This is a genomic window from Chroococcidiopsis sp. (assembly GCF_051657925.1).
In the GTDB taxonomy this organism is placed as follows: Bacteria; Cyanobacteriota; Cyanobacteriia; order Cyanobacteriales; family Chroococcidiopsidaceae; genus Chroococcidiopsis.
The window spans coordinates 1-13258 of record NZ_JBOFLP010000142.1 but is presented as its reverse complement, the minus strand read 5'-3'; the positions used below and the strand labels follow the sequence as shown (position 1 = coordinate 13258).

Below are 13258 nucleotides of genomic sequence, written 5' to 3'. Positions count from 1 at the left end.
TCAGCCATCCACCTAGTGCTAGGTAGGCGCAGGGGAATAATAATAGCCCCGACCAGCCGACGAATACAAATCTATCGCGCTTGAGCCAGTCGTCGAGAACGTCAAACCATCCTCTTTGACTCGGTGCGCGTCCTACTGCGATTGTCATGAGGACAAATCTCCAAATCTTCTTATGATTACTTTTTTGCGAGCTTTACGCCCAACTTTAAAAGCGTTTACTTTCACGTTAGGCAGAAAGTAGACCGAGTTGTAAACTCACTTTACGAATCTTAACTCACTCTAATTATTATTTGTACAACTGAACCGGAAATTGCAACAACCTTATTGAATGAATTCGATCGCGAGATTGCAGGTTTTTTCCTGTCTCTAGCAAGATAGAACGCCTAGTTGAATCCGTCTAAGGACGTATTATTTGGAAAATATGATTGGATAATTTTATTAATTTACTTCAACTTATAAGTTTTTTCTTGCTTCAGTTGCCGCATCTGTCACACTTAGATCTTCCATTTCTGAGAAACGTTTGGTTGAAGTCATACCATCAACCTCAGCATCTGCATCGACGTCATCAGCAAAAGGATTGTGGAAGAAAGACCCCGTTTGGGGTGGTAGAGTCGGATCGAGAACAATTTCTGCCAAACTTTTTGCGACTCCAGTTAGGGGAATGGCGAGAATCACACCTAAAAATCCGCCCAATTGCGCCCCCAGTAATAGAGAGATGAAAATAGCCACGGGCGATAAACCCGTCAGATTGCCCATAATCCGAGGTGCAACTAAATTATCTTTGATTTGTTGTAGGGCAACTGCGATCGCCAAAACCTGAAGCGCAAGCCACCAGTCGATAAAAGCAACCACGATCGCGACCGTACCAATACCTAAAGTCGCACCAATAAAAGGAATAACTTCTGTTAAGCCAATAAAAACGGCAAATAAGAGGAAAAACGGCACTCGCAGTGTCGAAAAAGCGATGGTGAGCGTGACAGCCATAAATAACCCTAGCAAGAGCTGTCCTGAGACAAAGCGCTGGAGATTGCGTTGCAAGGCAGCAGTTAAGCCAGAGCGAATTTGAGGCGAGAGGATACTCGTCAAACTATTCCACACCCTTTCCCCATCAATCAGCATGTAGAAGGAGAGGACTAAAATTAGAATTGCGTCCAAAAACCAATTAAACGTACCGATCGCCAAGCCTAGACTTTTAACTGCGATCGCTTCAGCCTGGGTTTGCAGCCGATCCAATAACAGCGATACAAGCAACTGGACATCAAAGGGTAAGTTATATTGAGCGCTCCAGGCTTGAAAAGTATTTAATTGTTCCTGAGCCGAATCGAGAATGGTTGGTAAGTTATTCACCAACTGCCGCGCCTGGTTAAATACAAGCGGTACTACAGTCAACGCGACAATCGTAAAGACAAATCCCGCTCCCAAGTAGACGAGTCCGGCTGCTACCGTGCGGGGTAAAAAAGTTTGCAATCCAGCTACGGCATAGTTGAGCAAAAAGGCAATTAGAGCGGCGCTAATGACAATACTTAATAATTCGCCTACATAACCCAAGGCTCGAAGCGTCACCGACACTGAAACCAAGATCAGCAGCCAAGTGATCAGAAATTGTTGAATCGGTAAAAAGGCGCGGTTCATCGTTTGAGTGAAGAAAGGGTGTGGGGTGTGGGGTGTGGGGTGTGGGGTGTGGGGTGTGGGGTGTGGGGTGTGGGAGGTGTGGGAAGTGTGGGAAGTGTGGGGTGTAGTGAGTGGTTAGTCATAATTACTGTCTTCACCGATCGCTGGTTACTGGTCACCGATCGCTGGTCACTGATTACTGCTCGTGCGCTCCCTGCTCCCTGCTCCCTTTAAAATGTAATGTCTCTGCGGGATTTAAAGCATCTTCTGACACGGGGAGGAAGAGATCGAAAAGATTTTTCAAACAACTCGCGATCGGGACGGCTGTGAGTAAACCCAGTAACCCCCCAATTTTAGTCCCTACTGCCAAAGCTATTAGCACTCCAATCGGGCTTAAGCCTGTAAAACTACCCAATAACCGAGGAGCGATCGCTTGATCGATAATTTGGTCAACTAATACAGCTACCGCTAATGTTTTGGCTCCCAGCCAGAAGTCATGTACGGCGACTAACAGTCCAACGAGGCTGAAACTTAAAACATCTCCAAAGGGAATTAAAGTCATTGCGCCGATTCCTAAGCCGAATAGCAATCCGAAAGGGACTCCTAAAGCCACAAATGCTAAAGTCATGGCTGTACCGACTAGTGCGGCTAGTGCCACCTGACCGATCAGATAATTTTGAAAGTTTTGCTGAAGCGATCGCTGTAGTGGAATACTCCAGCGAGATGGTAAACGTCCAAAAATGCCATGCCAAAGCCGTTCGCCGTCCAATAAGAGGTAAAACGTTAGCACGACAGTTAAAATTGCCTCGGAAACGCTATCAATCGTGCCAATAATTAGCATTACTAGTTCTTCGCCGAGAAACTGTAGTTCATCTGGGAGGCGATCGCTTACTTGTGTGGTTAAATGAGTCAGATCGAAAGGTAGCTGCTGCGTTTCTACCCAGGTGTCTATCATTTTTAGCTTTGCCGTTCCAGCGTCAATCCATTGCGGTAGTAGTCTCGCACCTTCGCTTAACTCTTCTATGAGTAGCGGAATTAAGGTAATACCTAAAGCTATCGATGTGACTAAAGCTATGAGAAAGACTAAGAATACTGCATATTGGCGTTGTACTTGGTGCTGTTGAAGCCACTGCACGGGGTAATTCAGAATGAAGGCTAATACCGCTGCTAAGCCGAATATGGTGATTAGAGGTTGAAAATACTGAAAAACTAGAAGTGCCAGCCACCCATTAAATACAAGTAAAGGAAATGGCAGAGCGATCGCCAACCATTGCCACAATTTATTTTTGGAACCATTCATACCCTTTCACACCTAGCATCAGCCTGCGATCGATTTTCGCTCAAAAGATGCAAGGCTCACCTCTTTCTTGCGATTCCATCAGGTAGTTCAGTCGCAAAGGTTAAGATGAGAGCAGCTTAGTCACGATGTTGAAGATAAAATGTTCACGATCGACTTGACAATCAAAAACACAGCCTTTCCGGTGTCAGTACAACGGAAGGAAACTGCGGATGCAGAAGCAGCATACAATCAAATTCTGGCAGCAATGCGCAGTGGAAATCCAGAGATTATCGAACTGACGTGCGATCGCCAGCCAGAAAAGAAAGTCGCCGTCCGTACCAGCGAAATTTCTGGGGTGCAGATCTCGCAAAAAGACAGCACGGCTGCTGGCAAAACCCCTGGCTTTTTTGCCTTTACTGAATCTAAATAACTAGCTGGGGTGTCAATGGCTGAATCTGCCATTCAAGTTCGGGATTTGTGCTTTAGTTGGTCTAGCGGAGAACGAGTTTTTCAATCTCTCTCTTTAGAAGTACCAAAGGGAGAGTTTTGGATGTTGTTGGGAGTCAACGGTAGCGGTAAGTCTACTTTACTGCGGTTGTTAGCAGATTTGTTAACACCTCAGTCCGGTCAAATTGGCATCGTGCATCCAGTTGGCTTTGTCTTCCAAAATCCCGATCACCAACTCGTAATGCCGACTGTGGGGGCTGACGTGGCTTTTGGGTTGGTGGAAGAAAAACTCTCCATCTCTCAAGTCCGTCAGCGAGTCACAGAAGCGCTAGCTGCGGTAAATTTATTAGAACTACAGCGTCGTCCGATTTATGCCCTGAGTGGAGGACAAAAGCAGCGCGTTGCTATTGCTGGGGCGATCGCCCGTCGTTGCGAAGTTTTGTTGCTTGACGAACCTACAGCCCTCCTCGATCCCGATAGTCAACTTGATTTGGTGGCGCAGGTGCAAAATTTGGTTAAAAGTCGGGGAATGACAGCCCTTTGGGTAACGCATCGTCTCGACGAGTTGAACTATTGCGACGGTGCTTTTTTACTCGAACGCGGCTGTCTGATCGATCGGGGAGAACCAAAACGGTTGCGACAAAAACTGATGGAAGTCGCAGCGTAGGACACAGCAAGGGCTTGGCACTGCCAAGCCCTTGCTATTTCCCTCTGAGTGTCATGCGTGATACGCAAACAAAGATTAAAATTGTGAATAATAAATTTTATATTTAGTAACATTCACTGCGAACCATGTCACCCCCTTCGACTCAACCTATTTTGCTAGTAGACGGCTACAACATCATTGGCGCTTGGCAACACCTAAAAATAGCCCGCGATCGTGACGGATTAGAGGCAGCGCGGTGGCAGTTGGCAGAAGCTTTAATTAGTTACAGTGCTTTTAAGGGATTAAGTACTCAAATTGTTTTTGACGCTCAGTATCAGCAGACTATTGGGACTCAAGAAGTCAAAACAGAAAATCTATCTGTATACTACACCAATTTTGGCGAAACGGCAGATACATATATAGAAAGAATCTGCGCGGCATACTACAGGCAGTATTTAAATCGCTCGCTCTGCTCCCGTTTGATTGTTGCTACCTCCGATCGCCCTCAGCAACTAACTGTAATGGGTTACGGTGCGGAATGGCTCTCAGCATTGCAACTGAGACAGGAAGTTGAGGCGGCTACGATGCGATCGCGCCGCAAGCACAAACACGGCAAGCAATCATCTGGTAGGTTTTTAGCTTCGGCGATCGACCCGAAAGCACGACAAAAGCTAGCTCAGATGCGCTTTGGCTTGTAAGTTTGGCAGAGTAGGAAAAAAATTCTTGCAAAAAACTAGTCAAATACTTGCAAAACCCATTTATAAGCGTTAATATAAATATTCGCAATCCTCAGTAGCTCAGTGGTAGAGCGGTCGGCTGTTAACCGATTGGTCGTAAGTTCGAATCTTACCTGGGGAGTTAATTAAAAATAAATTAAGAGGCAGCACGATGACTGCATACGATACAGACTACGGATTGTGGTTAACCGAGCAGATCGAGCGCCTAAAAACTCATCAATGGGAGCAACTAGACGTAGACAACCTAATTGAAGAGTTAGAGCAGTTGAATAAAAGCAACAAACGCGAACTTTACAGCTATTTGGTTGTAGTTCTTTCCCATTTGTTGAAGTGGCAATATCAGCCGCAAATGCGCAGTGGTAGTTGGCGCGGTTCTATTAGCAATGGTAGAAAGCGGATCGGTCGGCTATTTAAGGATCAACCTTCACTCAAGCCATATGTAGCAGAGATTTTGGTAGAAGCATATGCAGAAGCCTGCGAATGGGCATCGGAAGAGACGGGAATACCATCTGCATTTTTTCCTCCAGAGTGCCTTTACACAGTAGAGCAGATCCTAGCTGTTGATTTCTTGCCTGACGATCTAGGGGATCGAGAGTAGGGAGGAGAGGGCGTACAATATCCTTCATACATTAGACTTTAAAGGAACATGTAGGATTGTGGGTCTTTCAACATACTACCAAGCCATTCCTGAAGAGTCTTGGTTGTTTCATCGGATTCAGACAGAGAAGCAGTTTAGCTATCTTTTCGATCTCCTGTTTCCATACAGCTACGGCATTTTTTACATCCTAATTTGGCAGCATGAGGATGATGGTAGCCTTGATGAAATATTGGATGGAGTTGCTGAGTCTGAAGAAATATTTGTCTCTAGATCTGAGGTAGATCGGTGTTTTGACGAACTTTGTGCAGAGTTAGAACAGGCAAACAGACTGTATCCAGGGTTGGAAGATCGAGGGGTTTATCTAGAAAAGATTCAATCAGTGTTTGCAGAAAAGCTGGTACGGGAGTTGAACAGCAGACAACTCAGTAATTTACTTCCCAATCCTGAGACTAGCATCATCCATTTCGTTGCCTATCCTGCGGATACGCTATACATCCTGACAGAAAACCAGGATACAACTGTGTCCCAACTTTTAGATTTGGGTAAAAAGTGGCGAACTGATTCGGTAGATATATGTGACGGTAAGAATGAAGAATATGGTTTGCGGCTTCAGCGCCGACTCAGAACTAGGTTGGAAGCAGCACTTGAAGGTGAAGACGTTCGACGCGATCGCGATGCAGTTGTGATTTCATATGGTGGGATTAAAGCTAAATTGCTTTGGGATGCGCTAACGCGCTTTCCAACAGCTGACGGAAAAGCGATCGACGGCTAGACTAGACCCAGCCGAGCATAGGAGACTAGCATGAAAGACCGCGACTACACCTTAATTCTTGACAAAAGCGGCAGTATGTCCACTCCCGACCAACAAGGGGGTAAAAGTAGATGGGAAGTTGCCCAAGAGTCTACCTTAGCAGTGGCGCGAAAGTGCGAACAGTTCGATCCCGACGGTATTACCGTGTATGTTTTTTCCGGTAAATTTAAGCGTTACGATGATGTGACATCAGCGAAAGTCTCTCAAATCTTTTTAGAAAACGATCCAGTGGGGACGACAAATTTAGCATCTGTGCTGCAAGATGCGACTAATAACTACTTTCAACGCAAAGCCAAGGGACAGACAAAACCAGAGGGAGAGACGATTATCGTTGTCACTGATGGGGAACCAGACGATCGCCGTGCGGTGTTTGAAGTTATCATCAATGCTACCCGTCAGATGGAACGGGATGAAGAATTAGCAATTTCGATGATTCAAGTTGGTTCCGATCCGCAAGCCACCAAATTTCTCCAAGCTTTAGACGATCAATTGCAGGGAGTTGGTGCTAAATTTGATATCTGCGACACGGTAACGCTAGATGACTTAGAAGATATGAGTCTATCAGAAGTGCTATTAAACGCAATCGGCGATTGAGCTAGAATGGCGATCGCAGTTTCCTCAAGACAGGAAGAAAAGCGCACTTTCGGTTTTGCTAAATATATGGATGAGATCGATCGCCTGCTATCCGAACTCAAGGTTGAAAACGAGAAGCCGCAGCCTACAAAATCCAGTTCTCAGCCACCAGCAGCTAAATCTGGTGATGCGATCGATCGCTTATTAGAGCAAGTAAAATCTGATTACGATCGCCAAGATTGCGAACAAGAAGAAATTAGACAAGCACAATTAAAAGCCGAACAACTAAAACAACAGCAACTTCAGCAAGAAAAACGAAAAGAGTTGCAAAAAACGGCTCAAGCGTGGTTGGACAAGTTAGATCCGTTTTCTCCTGAAGGTTTGTGGTTTGAACGGTTTGCCGAGAAATACGAGTCTAAATTAGCAGCAGCAATTGATTATCTGCTAGAAAGTTCTAGCTAATGCTAATATTTTTTTCTTTGCGTCTTTGTATCTCTATGGAACAATAAAGCGATCGCATTTCTTTCTTATCTTGACAGCAATCTTCGCAAGTTCTGCATCAGATAATCTTATAGCTCTGTTCGGGTCAAGTTCGTTTCCATCATTTACTGGAACGAGATGTATGTGAATATGAGGAACGCTAAATCCTTCAATTGCCACACCGATCCGTTTAGCTTTCATTGCATCTTGAAGAGGTTGAGATAAATGTTTTGCAGCTTGAAATATTTTAGAATATAGCGGTTCTTCTAAATCAAAAATATAGTCTACATGCTTCTTGGTAATCAGTAGCGTGTGACCTGGATTAATTTGTCCAATAGATAAAAAAGCAAGGAAATTTTCATTCTCCCAAATCTTATGCGTTGGTGCTGAACCTTCAATAATTTGACAAAAAATACAATCATTCATTACTGTTTAAACTCTTTTTGAAGTTTTTCAGTTTTGTCTATCGTTATACCATTTTGTTTTATTGTTGCAACATTTAGATTGCTGAAAATACCGAATAACAGGAGTTTTACAATTCCATTATCTAAAATTCAAAATCTAAAATGGTATTAGGGTTGGCAAGCGGGCGATCGCGTGAAACAATATCAAAAATCTTAATTCTCAACTCAAATTATGCCACCCCGCAAACAAACAACAGAGCGATCGGTTTATCAACTGAAAATTACGCTTCAAGATTTGCGTCCGCCGATTTGGAGACGAGTGCAAGTCTACAGCGACATCACGCTGGCTAAATTGCATCGAATTATTCAAGAGGCAATGAGCTGGACAAATTCCCATCTTCATACTTTCACAATTCAAGGCGTAGAATACGGGCAACCAATGCCAGATTATGACCTCGGTATGCGGAACGAACAGACGACAAAGTTAAGTCAAGTCGTACCAGGGGAAAAGTTCAAATTCCACTATACCTATGACATGGGCGATTCTTGGGAGCATGAAATTTTAGTAGAGAAGGTATTGCCAGCCGAACCGCAGACGCACTATCCTTTGTGTTTAACAGGTAAACGTGCCTGTCCGCCGGAAGATTGTGGCGGAGTTTGGGGTTATGCAGAATTTTTGGAAGCAATTCAAGACCCAAACCATCCAGAACATGAATCGATGTTGGAATGGATTGGTGGTGCGTTCGATCCAGAAGCCTTCTATCTAGACGAAGTAAATCAACAGTTGAAGCGGATTCGCTGAAGCAAGTTCACTATCCCACCAAATGAAAGTATGAGTATCGAGCAGTACTTTCACTTATCTTTAGCCCAAAAATCGTCAGGAAGTAGGTCATCAAAATCGTCACTAGTTTGAATTGCACCTGTATGTAACCCTGCTATGCGTGAGGCAGAATCGCTAGCAAATGGTAACAGACGAGCCAACGGCTTACTAGCATCGGTCAAAATAATTTCAGTGCCAGCAGATACTAATAATATTAATTCTGAAAGCTATGCTTGCATCTCGCGAATGTCAACAGTTTTTGTGGTCGTATCTATCAATTTCTTATTCTTCTTCGAGTACTTCGTTAACTGGGAAACGATCCATCAGTTGAATTGCCCGATAAGCATTGCGACGTAAAGATTCTGACAAAAATGGAACGTGAGGAATTTGAGAGAGTAAATCTAACGTTCGGCGCAGCAATCTGACGACATCACCTTCATCTAAACTCGTATTAGCACATAATTCCGTCCATTCTACGCCTAGCGACCACTGCTCGATTAAAGCTACTAAATCGTATTCCAACCAAATTGGAATTGTGACGTTATGGCGGCGCTGCAATTGAAATAACTGTCGCCGAATCGGACGGATACTCGCCAAGGCAATATCGACTTCTTCTGATAAAAGATAGCGTACCCAACTATCGGGGCGGGGTGTTTCCGTGACTAGCGCCGCGATCGCCGCAGCAAGGTGATGGGGAGCGAGATTGTCTAGTTCGCCACTGGCAAGGGCTAAACCCAACCACAGTTCGTTATCTCCTCTGACAGCAGCAGCAATTTTGCCTAAGTTAGTTGGCGTAAGATCGTCCAAAGCCCCAAACCGCTGCAAAATCTCCATTAAGTGCAGAAATTCTTCCCAGTGACGGTGGGCGTAACGTTCTAACTCTGCCTCTGTTTCCTCGATTTCTGTTTGCAGTTGAGCAATTCTAGTCTTGCGTTTGAGAATACTAGCGGGATTGCCTAAATGATGCAAAGGATGGGCTGTTAGTTGCTCTTGTACGGCAATAACTCGGTGTTGTTGTTCTAAAACCTCCGGTGCAGCGTGCCACGGAGGTAGGTCGGGAATTTGTGCCGCAATTGTTGCTGTTTCTTCATTCCCTTTACGCGCTTGCCCTGGTTTGAGTGGCATTTCTACAGGTGGCATCAGATGTTCGGGAATATCTAATCGAGCAAATTCGGCAAATAAATCTGCTATATCGCTACTAGCTGCTACGTACCAGCGATTATCTCGACCCAAACAAATAAAATAAGGTGCTTGTCCCGAACCAGGAATTTTCGCTACCAACACCGCTGGGATGGGCGTTGATGTTTGGACATGCTTGCCGCGCAAACTCAATAACGTACCTGACATCGCAAAATTAATCGTCAGGCTCAATTGCTCTAGTCGTGCCTCTAATGCCTGTTCTTCCAGTACTTTCAAGAGTTGGCGTTCAACTTTGAGCCGTTGTCGCAATTTCTCATAATGATTTAACCGATCCTCATCGACCGACTGCATTTGAGTTTGCAAGTCGGCAAGTCGATCTTCCATCTCGGCGATCGCATCGTATTGGGGTTTCAAATACAATGTGGCGAGATACTGCCCAAAACTACGCTCGATCAGCTCTTTCGCTTCTGCTAAATTATGAATTTGCAGCAGATTTAACACCATGCCGTAGCTGGGAGCAAACTGACTCACTAGCGGGTCTGGTTTAGCAGTGGCTAGATATACGGCTTCTTTCGCGCCTTCAAATGGCGTTTGCAAAGTGACGACGTGACCGAGCTTATCCATACCTCGCCGTCCGGCGCGTCCTGCCATTTGCAAGAATTCGGAAGGATTGAGCAAGCGGTGCCCGCGATCTGTACGTTTGGATAAGGTAGAAATTACCGTCGTCCGCGCTGGCATGTTAATTCCCGCCGCTAGGGTTTCAGTCGCGAAGACAACTTTAATTAAACCCTGCTGAAACAATTCTTCTACTAACCCCTTCCAGGCTGGTAATATACCCGCGTGGTGAGCGGCAATACCGCGATAGAGAGGTTCTACTTGTCCGACACGTCCTGCATCTGGGTTGCGGCGCAAAAATTCATCAATTTGGATTTTGAGTTGAGCCGCTTCTTCTGGATTAACTAGCGTTACGCCTGCTAGTTCCTCGACGGCTTTATCGCAACCGCGACGGCTGAAAATAAAGTAAATGGCTGGTAGCATATCTCTAGAGTAGAGATGCCCCACGGTGTCAATTAACTTAGGAGTTTCCGGTCTGGGTCCCTGCTTTCTGTCGCTACTACCCTTTTTCGGTCGCAGTCGCGGATTGATTTTTCCAGTCTTGGGATCGAGTAAAGGAAATATTCCTTTAGGATTACCAAAATAGAATTCGAGCGGAACGGGACGAAATTCAGAATAGATTAGCTCTGTGGGTCCATGAACGCGACAGATCCAATCTGTCAGTTGGTCGCTATTGGCGATCGTGGCTGAAAGTGCCACCAGTTGAATATCTGGCGGACAATAAATGATAGATTCTTCCCATACTGTCCCCCGCTGGCGATCGTTCATGTAATGGCATTCATCCAAAACCACCGCTTCTACACCTTCAAGGGATGTTCCCACTTCACCAATGGGAGTACCGTAGAGCATATTACGAAAAATTTCCGTAGTCATCACCAAGATTGGTGCATCACGGTTGATCGAAACATCGCCTGTTAACAATCCGACCAAATCTGCCCCAAAGCGATCGCGAAAGTCGCGTAATTTTTGATTCGATAGCGCTTTGAGCGGCGTAGTGTAAAAAACTCTCTTGCCTCTAGAGAGGGCGCGATAGATCGCGTATTCCCCAATTAAAGTTTTGCCAGAACCCGTAGGCGCACATACAACTACGGAGCGATTGGCATTCAGTGCCGCGATCGCCTGTCGTTGGAACTCATCCAGCTCAAACGGAAAAATACTCTCTAGATTTAGGTCAGCTTGCAGTTGGGGAATTTTCACTCAATAATTTATTCAACACCCTTTATTAATAGGGTAACCAATCTTGGAAATTTAGGGAGCAGGGAGCAGTTATCAGTGACTCCTGACCAGTGACCAGTGACCAGTGACCAGTTAACAATCCACTACACCCCACACTTCCCACACTTCCTACACCCTACACCCTACACCCCACACCCTTTCTTCACTGGTCACTGATTCCCCAGTTCTCGCGATCGCCTTGTTGCGGCAACTACGGCTTCAATTAGGGCAGAACGAAAGCCTGCTTTTTCTAAGGCTGATACTCCAGCAATTGTCGTTCCGCCGGGGCTAGTGACGCGATCTTTTAATTCGGCTGGGTGAATGCTTGTTTCTTGCAGGAGCTGCAACGTGCCTTTGACAGTTTGCTGGGCGAGTTGATTAGCAATATTTCGGGGTAAGCCTGCGGCTACGCCACCATCGGCTAATGCTTCTACTAAGATGGCTACGTAAGCCGGACCCGAACCAGAAAGTCCCGTTACGGCATCCATTAACGACTCTGAAACTTCTACGACTTCTCCTACTGCTGAAAAGAGTTGCAGGGCAATTTGTTTGTGAACGTCGCTGGCGCGATCGCCTAGAGCGATCGCTGTCATACCTGCACCAACTGTAGCAGGGGTATTGGGCATTGCCCGAATAACTGGTAAATGAGGAAAAGCCTTCTCTAGCTGCTGTAAGGTTACGCCTGCCATGATGGAAATTATCAATGGCAATTGTGTTGTAGTAGGGGCGCACAGCTGTGCGCCCCTACTGGATATATCTGCCAAGTCTTGGCTAATTGCTGCAAATATCTGCGGTTTTACTGCCAATACAACGGTTTCTGCCGATAAGACTTTGGCATTTTCTGTTGTTACTTGAATGCCATATTGTTGCTGCAAAAAATTGCGACGTGACGGCTGCGGTTCGCTGGCTATGATTTCTAGAGGTTGATAAATTTGCCCACTAATAAGGCGGGATAAAATGGCTTCTCCCATTACCCCGCCACCAATAATACCTAACTTAATTGACGATTTTTCCATAGCGATCGGCTCATAGCTATCAGTCTGTTTTGTCATGTGTCATTTGTCGTTTGTCATTTGTATGTATTGATGTTTGTAACCAATGACTCATGACTGATGACGATTGACCGTCTAGGAGCTGAAGAACCGTATTTTAACCAGATTGAGCTATTCTAGTCGATTCACCCGTCCATGCGGGTGCGGGTGCACTCATGCGCTGGGGACGTGTAGGTACGGCTTGTGGGAGGTCGTGACCCAGAGTTCCTGGAGTTGTGACTTGAACGCATAGCGGTGTAAACAGGAAGATGCTTTCACCCACTCGCTCTTGGTGTCCGTCCATCGCGTAAGTTCCGCCAGCCACAAAATCCACAGCACGTTGTGCTTGGTCTGGCTCCATCATTGTTAAATTTAACACCACCATCTTGCGATCGCGCAGAGCTTGAATGGCTTGTGGCATTTCCTCAAAGGAACGCGGCTCCATCAGAACTACTTCGTAATTACCGTTCAATGCTCCATGCATATCAATTACATTCCCTTTACCACCTGCGTTAACTTGATTCCAGCGACGCTGCTGGCGCGTTTCTTTTTCTGGCACAGGGGTAGGTTCGGGTGAGTATGCCTCATCCCCTGATTCTTCAATATCATCGAATTCGTCTTCGTATTCGTACTCTTCGTTAGTACCAACGAGCCAATGCTTTAACTTAGAAAACGTACTCACTTCACTCTCCCTTGCGTTACACGCTACAAATCTACTGGGAAAAACCGTTTCGAGCAACTACCAAATAAGCAATGATTTAGGAAGTTGGCGTTCATGTTATCCGCCTTTTTGAGGTTTCATTGCGAATCTTAGCAATTCTTGAAATTTGATAAATCGCCTTTTTTGTAGT

At 45.4% G+C, this 13258-nt stretch carries 15 protein-coding genes, 1 tRNA gene and 2 pseudogenes; 9 read left to right on the top strand and 9 right to left on the bottom strand.

Going from position 1 to position 13258, the window contains the following annotated elements; genetic code table 11:
- From ACRC32_RS10935 to ACRC32_RS10920, 4 genes and pseudogenes are all read right to left on the bottom strand, one after another.
- Positions 1-148, bottom strand: a pseudogene (locus ACRC32_RS10935) (photosystem II D2 protein (photosystem q(a) protein)); the annotation flags it as partial.
- A 305-nt stretch (positions 149-453) separates the two neighbouring features.
- A complete protein-coding gene (locus tag ACRC32_RS10930) occupies positions 454-1632 on the bottom strand; it encodes an AI-2E family transporter (RefSeq protein ID WP_438553980.1) in 1179 nt (392 codons plus the stop codon).
- Positions 1629-1790, bottom strand: a complete 162-nt coding sequence (locus ACRC32_RS10925) for a hypothetical protein (RefSeq protein WP_438553979.1) — start codon at positions 1788-1790, stop codon at positions 1629-1631. Before ACRC32_RS10925 ends, ACRC32_RS10930 begins: the two co-directional genes overlap by 4 nt.
- A gap of 17 nt (positions 1791-1807) precedes the next feature.
- Positions 1808-2911 (bottom strand): AI-2E family transporter, encoded by a 1104-nt coding sequence (locus ACRC32_RS10920; protein ID WP_438553978.1) that lies wholly within the window; start codon positions 2909-2911, stop codon positions 1808-1810.
- Between the two features lie 139 nt (positions 2912-3050).
- Between ACRC32_RS10920 and ACRC32_RS10915 the strand changes: the two genes are divergently transcribed.
- From ACRC32_RS10915 to ACRC32_RS10880, 8 genes and pseudogenes are all read left to right on the top strand, one after another.
- The gene (locus ACRC32_RS10915; RefSeq protein WP_039715888.1) at positions 3051-3320 is read left to right on the top strand and encodes a hypothetical protein; all 270 of its coding nucleotides are present in this window, start codon (positions 3051-3053) and stop codon (positions 3318-3320) included.
- Positions 3321-3335: 15 nt separating this feature from the next.
- A complete protein-coding gene (locus ACRC32_RS10910; RefSeq protein WP_438553977.1) occupies positions 3336-4004 on the top strand; it encodes an energy-coupling factor ABC transporter ATP-binding protein in 669 nt (222 codons plus the stop codon).
- A 125-nt stretch (positions 4005-4129) separates the two neighbouring features.
- Positions 4130-4681, top strand: coding sequence for an NYN domain-containing protein (locus tag ACRC32_RS10905; protein WP_438553976.1), 552 nt, complete (start codon positions 4130-4132; stop codon positions 4679-4681).
- A gap of 88 nt (positions 4682-4769) precedes the next feature.
- Positions 4770-4841, top strand: a tRNA-Asn gene (locus ACRC32_RS10900).
- Between the two features lie 30 nt (positions 4842-4871).
- The gene (locus tag ACRC32_RS10895) at positions 4872-5318 is read left to right on the top strand and encodes a DUF29 domain-containing protein (RefSeq protein ID WP_438553975.1); all 447 of its coding nucleotides are present in this window, start codon (positions 4872-4874) and stop codon (positions 5316-5318) included.
- A gap of 433 nt (positions 5319-5751) precedes the next feature.
- A pseudogene (locus ACRC32_RS10890) lies at positions 5752-6023 on the top strand (hypothetical protein); the annotation flags it as partial.
- A gap of 97 nt (positions 6024-6120) precedes the next feature.
- Positions 6121-6723, top strand: coding sequence for a vWA domain-containing protein (locus tag ACRC32_RS10885; RefSeq protein WP_438553974.1), 603 nt, complete (start codon positions 6121-6123; stop codon positions 6721-6723).
- Between the two features lie 66 nt (positions 6724-6789).
- The gene (locus ACRC32_RS10880; protein ID WP_438553981.1) at positions 6790-7164 is read left to right on the top strand and encodes a salt stress protein, Slr1339 family; all 375 of its coding nucleotides are present in this window, start codon (positions 6790-6792) and stop codon (positions 7162-7164) included.
- 33 nt (positions 7165-7197) lie between these two features.
- Here ACRC32_RS10880 and ACRC32_RS10875 read toward each other — a convergent pair whose 3' ends face one another.
- Positions 7198-7608: an HIT family protein gene (locus tag ACRC32_RS10875; RefSeq protein ID WP_438553973.1), complete on the bottom strand. Its 411-nt coding sequence runs from the start codon at positions 7606-7608 to the stop codon at positions 7198-7200.
- 210 nt (positions 7609-7818) lie between these two features.
- Here ACRC32_RS10875 and ACRC32_RS10870 point away from each other — a divergent pair, with 210 nt between their 5' ends.
- Positions 7819-8388, top strand: coding sequence for a plasmid pRiA4b ORF-3 family protein (locus tag ACRC32_RS10870; protein WP_438553972.1), 570 nt, complete (start codon positions 7819-7821; stop codon positions 8386-8388).
- 50 nt (positions 8389-8438) lie between these two features.
- Here ACRC32_RS10870 and ACRC32_RS10865 read toward each other — a convergent pair whose 3' ends face one another.
- From ACRC32_RS10865 to ACRC32_RS10850, 4 genes are all read right to left on the bottom strand, one after another.
- Positions 8439-8588, bottom strand: a complete 150-nt coding sequence (locus ACRC32_RS10865) for a hypothetical protein (protein WP_438553971.1) — start codon at positions 8586-8588, stop codon at positions 8439-8441.
- Positions 8589-8688: 100 nt separating this feature from the next.
- Positions 8689-11358, bottom strand: a complete 2670-nt coding sequence (locus ACRC32_RS10860; protein WP_438553970.1) for a DEAD/DEAH box helicase — start codon at positions 11356-11358, stop codon at positions 8689-8691.
- A 188-nt stretch (positions 11359-11546) separates the two neighbouring features.
- Complete coding sequence (gene proC, locus ACRC32_RS10855) at positions 11547-12428, bottom strand: pyrroline-5-carboxylate reductase (RefSeq protein ID WP_438553969.1); 882 nt, start codon at positions 12426-12428, stop codon at positions 11547-11549.
- Between the two features lie 97 nt (positions 12429-12525).
- Positions 12526-13089 (bottom strand): cell division protein SepF, encoded by a 564-nt coding sequence (locus ACRC32_RS10850; protein WP_438553968.1) that lies wholly within the window; start codon positions 13087-13089, stop codon positions 12526-12528.
- Positions 13090-13258 lie beyond the last annotated feature (169 nt).

Excerpts from the sequence above, each read along its gene's own strand:
- ACRC32_RS10920 (WP_438553978.1), bottom strand. The coding sequence starts at position 2,911 with ATGAATGGTTCCAAAAATAAATTGTGGCAATGGTTGGCGATCGCTCTG.
- ACRC32_RS10875 (WP_438553973.1), bottom strand. The coding sequence starts at position 7,608 with ATGAATGATTGTATTTTTTGTCAAATTATTGAAGGTTCAGCACCAACG.
- ACRC32_RS10905 (WP_438553976.1), top strand. The coding sequence starts at position 4,130 with ATGTCACCCCCTTCGACTCAACCTATTTTGCTAGTAGACGGCTACAAC.
- proC (WP_438553969.1), bottom strand. The coding sequence starts at position 12,428 with ATGACAAAACAGACTGATAGCTATGAGCCGATCGCTATGGAAAAATCG.
- ACRC32_RS10885 (WP_438553974.1), top strand. The coding sequence starts at position 6,121 with ATGAAAGACCGCGACTACACCTTAATTCTTGACAAAAGCGGCAGTATG.
- ACRC32_RS10880 (WP_438553981.1), top strand. The coding sequence starts at position 6,790 with ATGGATGAGATCGATCGCCTGCTATCCGAACTCAAGGTTGAAAACGAG.
- ACRC32_RS10895 (WP_438553975.1), top strand. The coding sequence starts at position 4,872 with ATGACTGCATACGATACAGACTACGGATTGTGGTTAACCGAGCAGATC.
- ACRC32_RS10915 (WP_039715888.1), top strand. The coding sequence starts at position 3,051 with ATGTTCACGATCGACTTGACAATCAAAAACACAGCCTTTCCGGTGTCA.
- ACRC32_RS10910 (WP_438553977.1), top strand. The coding sequence starts at position 3,336 with ATGGCTGAATCTGCCATTCAAGTTCGGGATTTGTGCTTTAGTTGGTCT.
- ACRC32_RS10930 (WP_438553980.1), bottom strand. The coding sequence starts at position 1,632 with ATGAACCGCGCCTTTTTACCGATTCAACAATTTCTGATCACTTGGCTG.
- ACRC32_RS10870 (WP_438553972.1), top strand. The coding sequence starts at position 7,819 with ATGCCACCCCGCAAACAAACAACAGAGCGATCGGTTTATCAACTGAAA.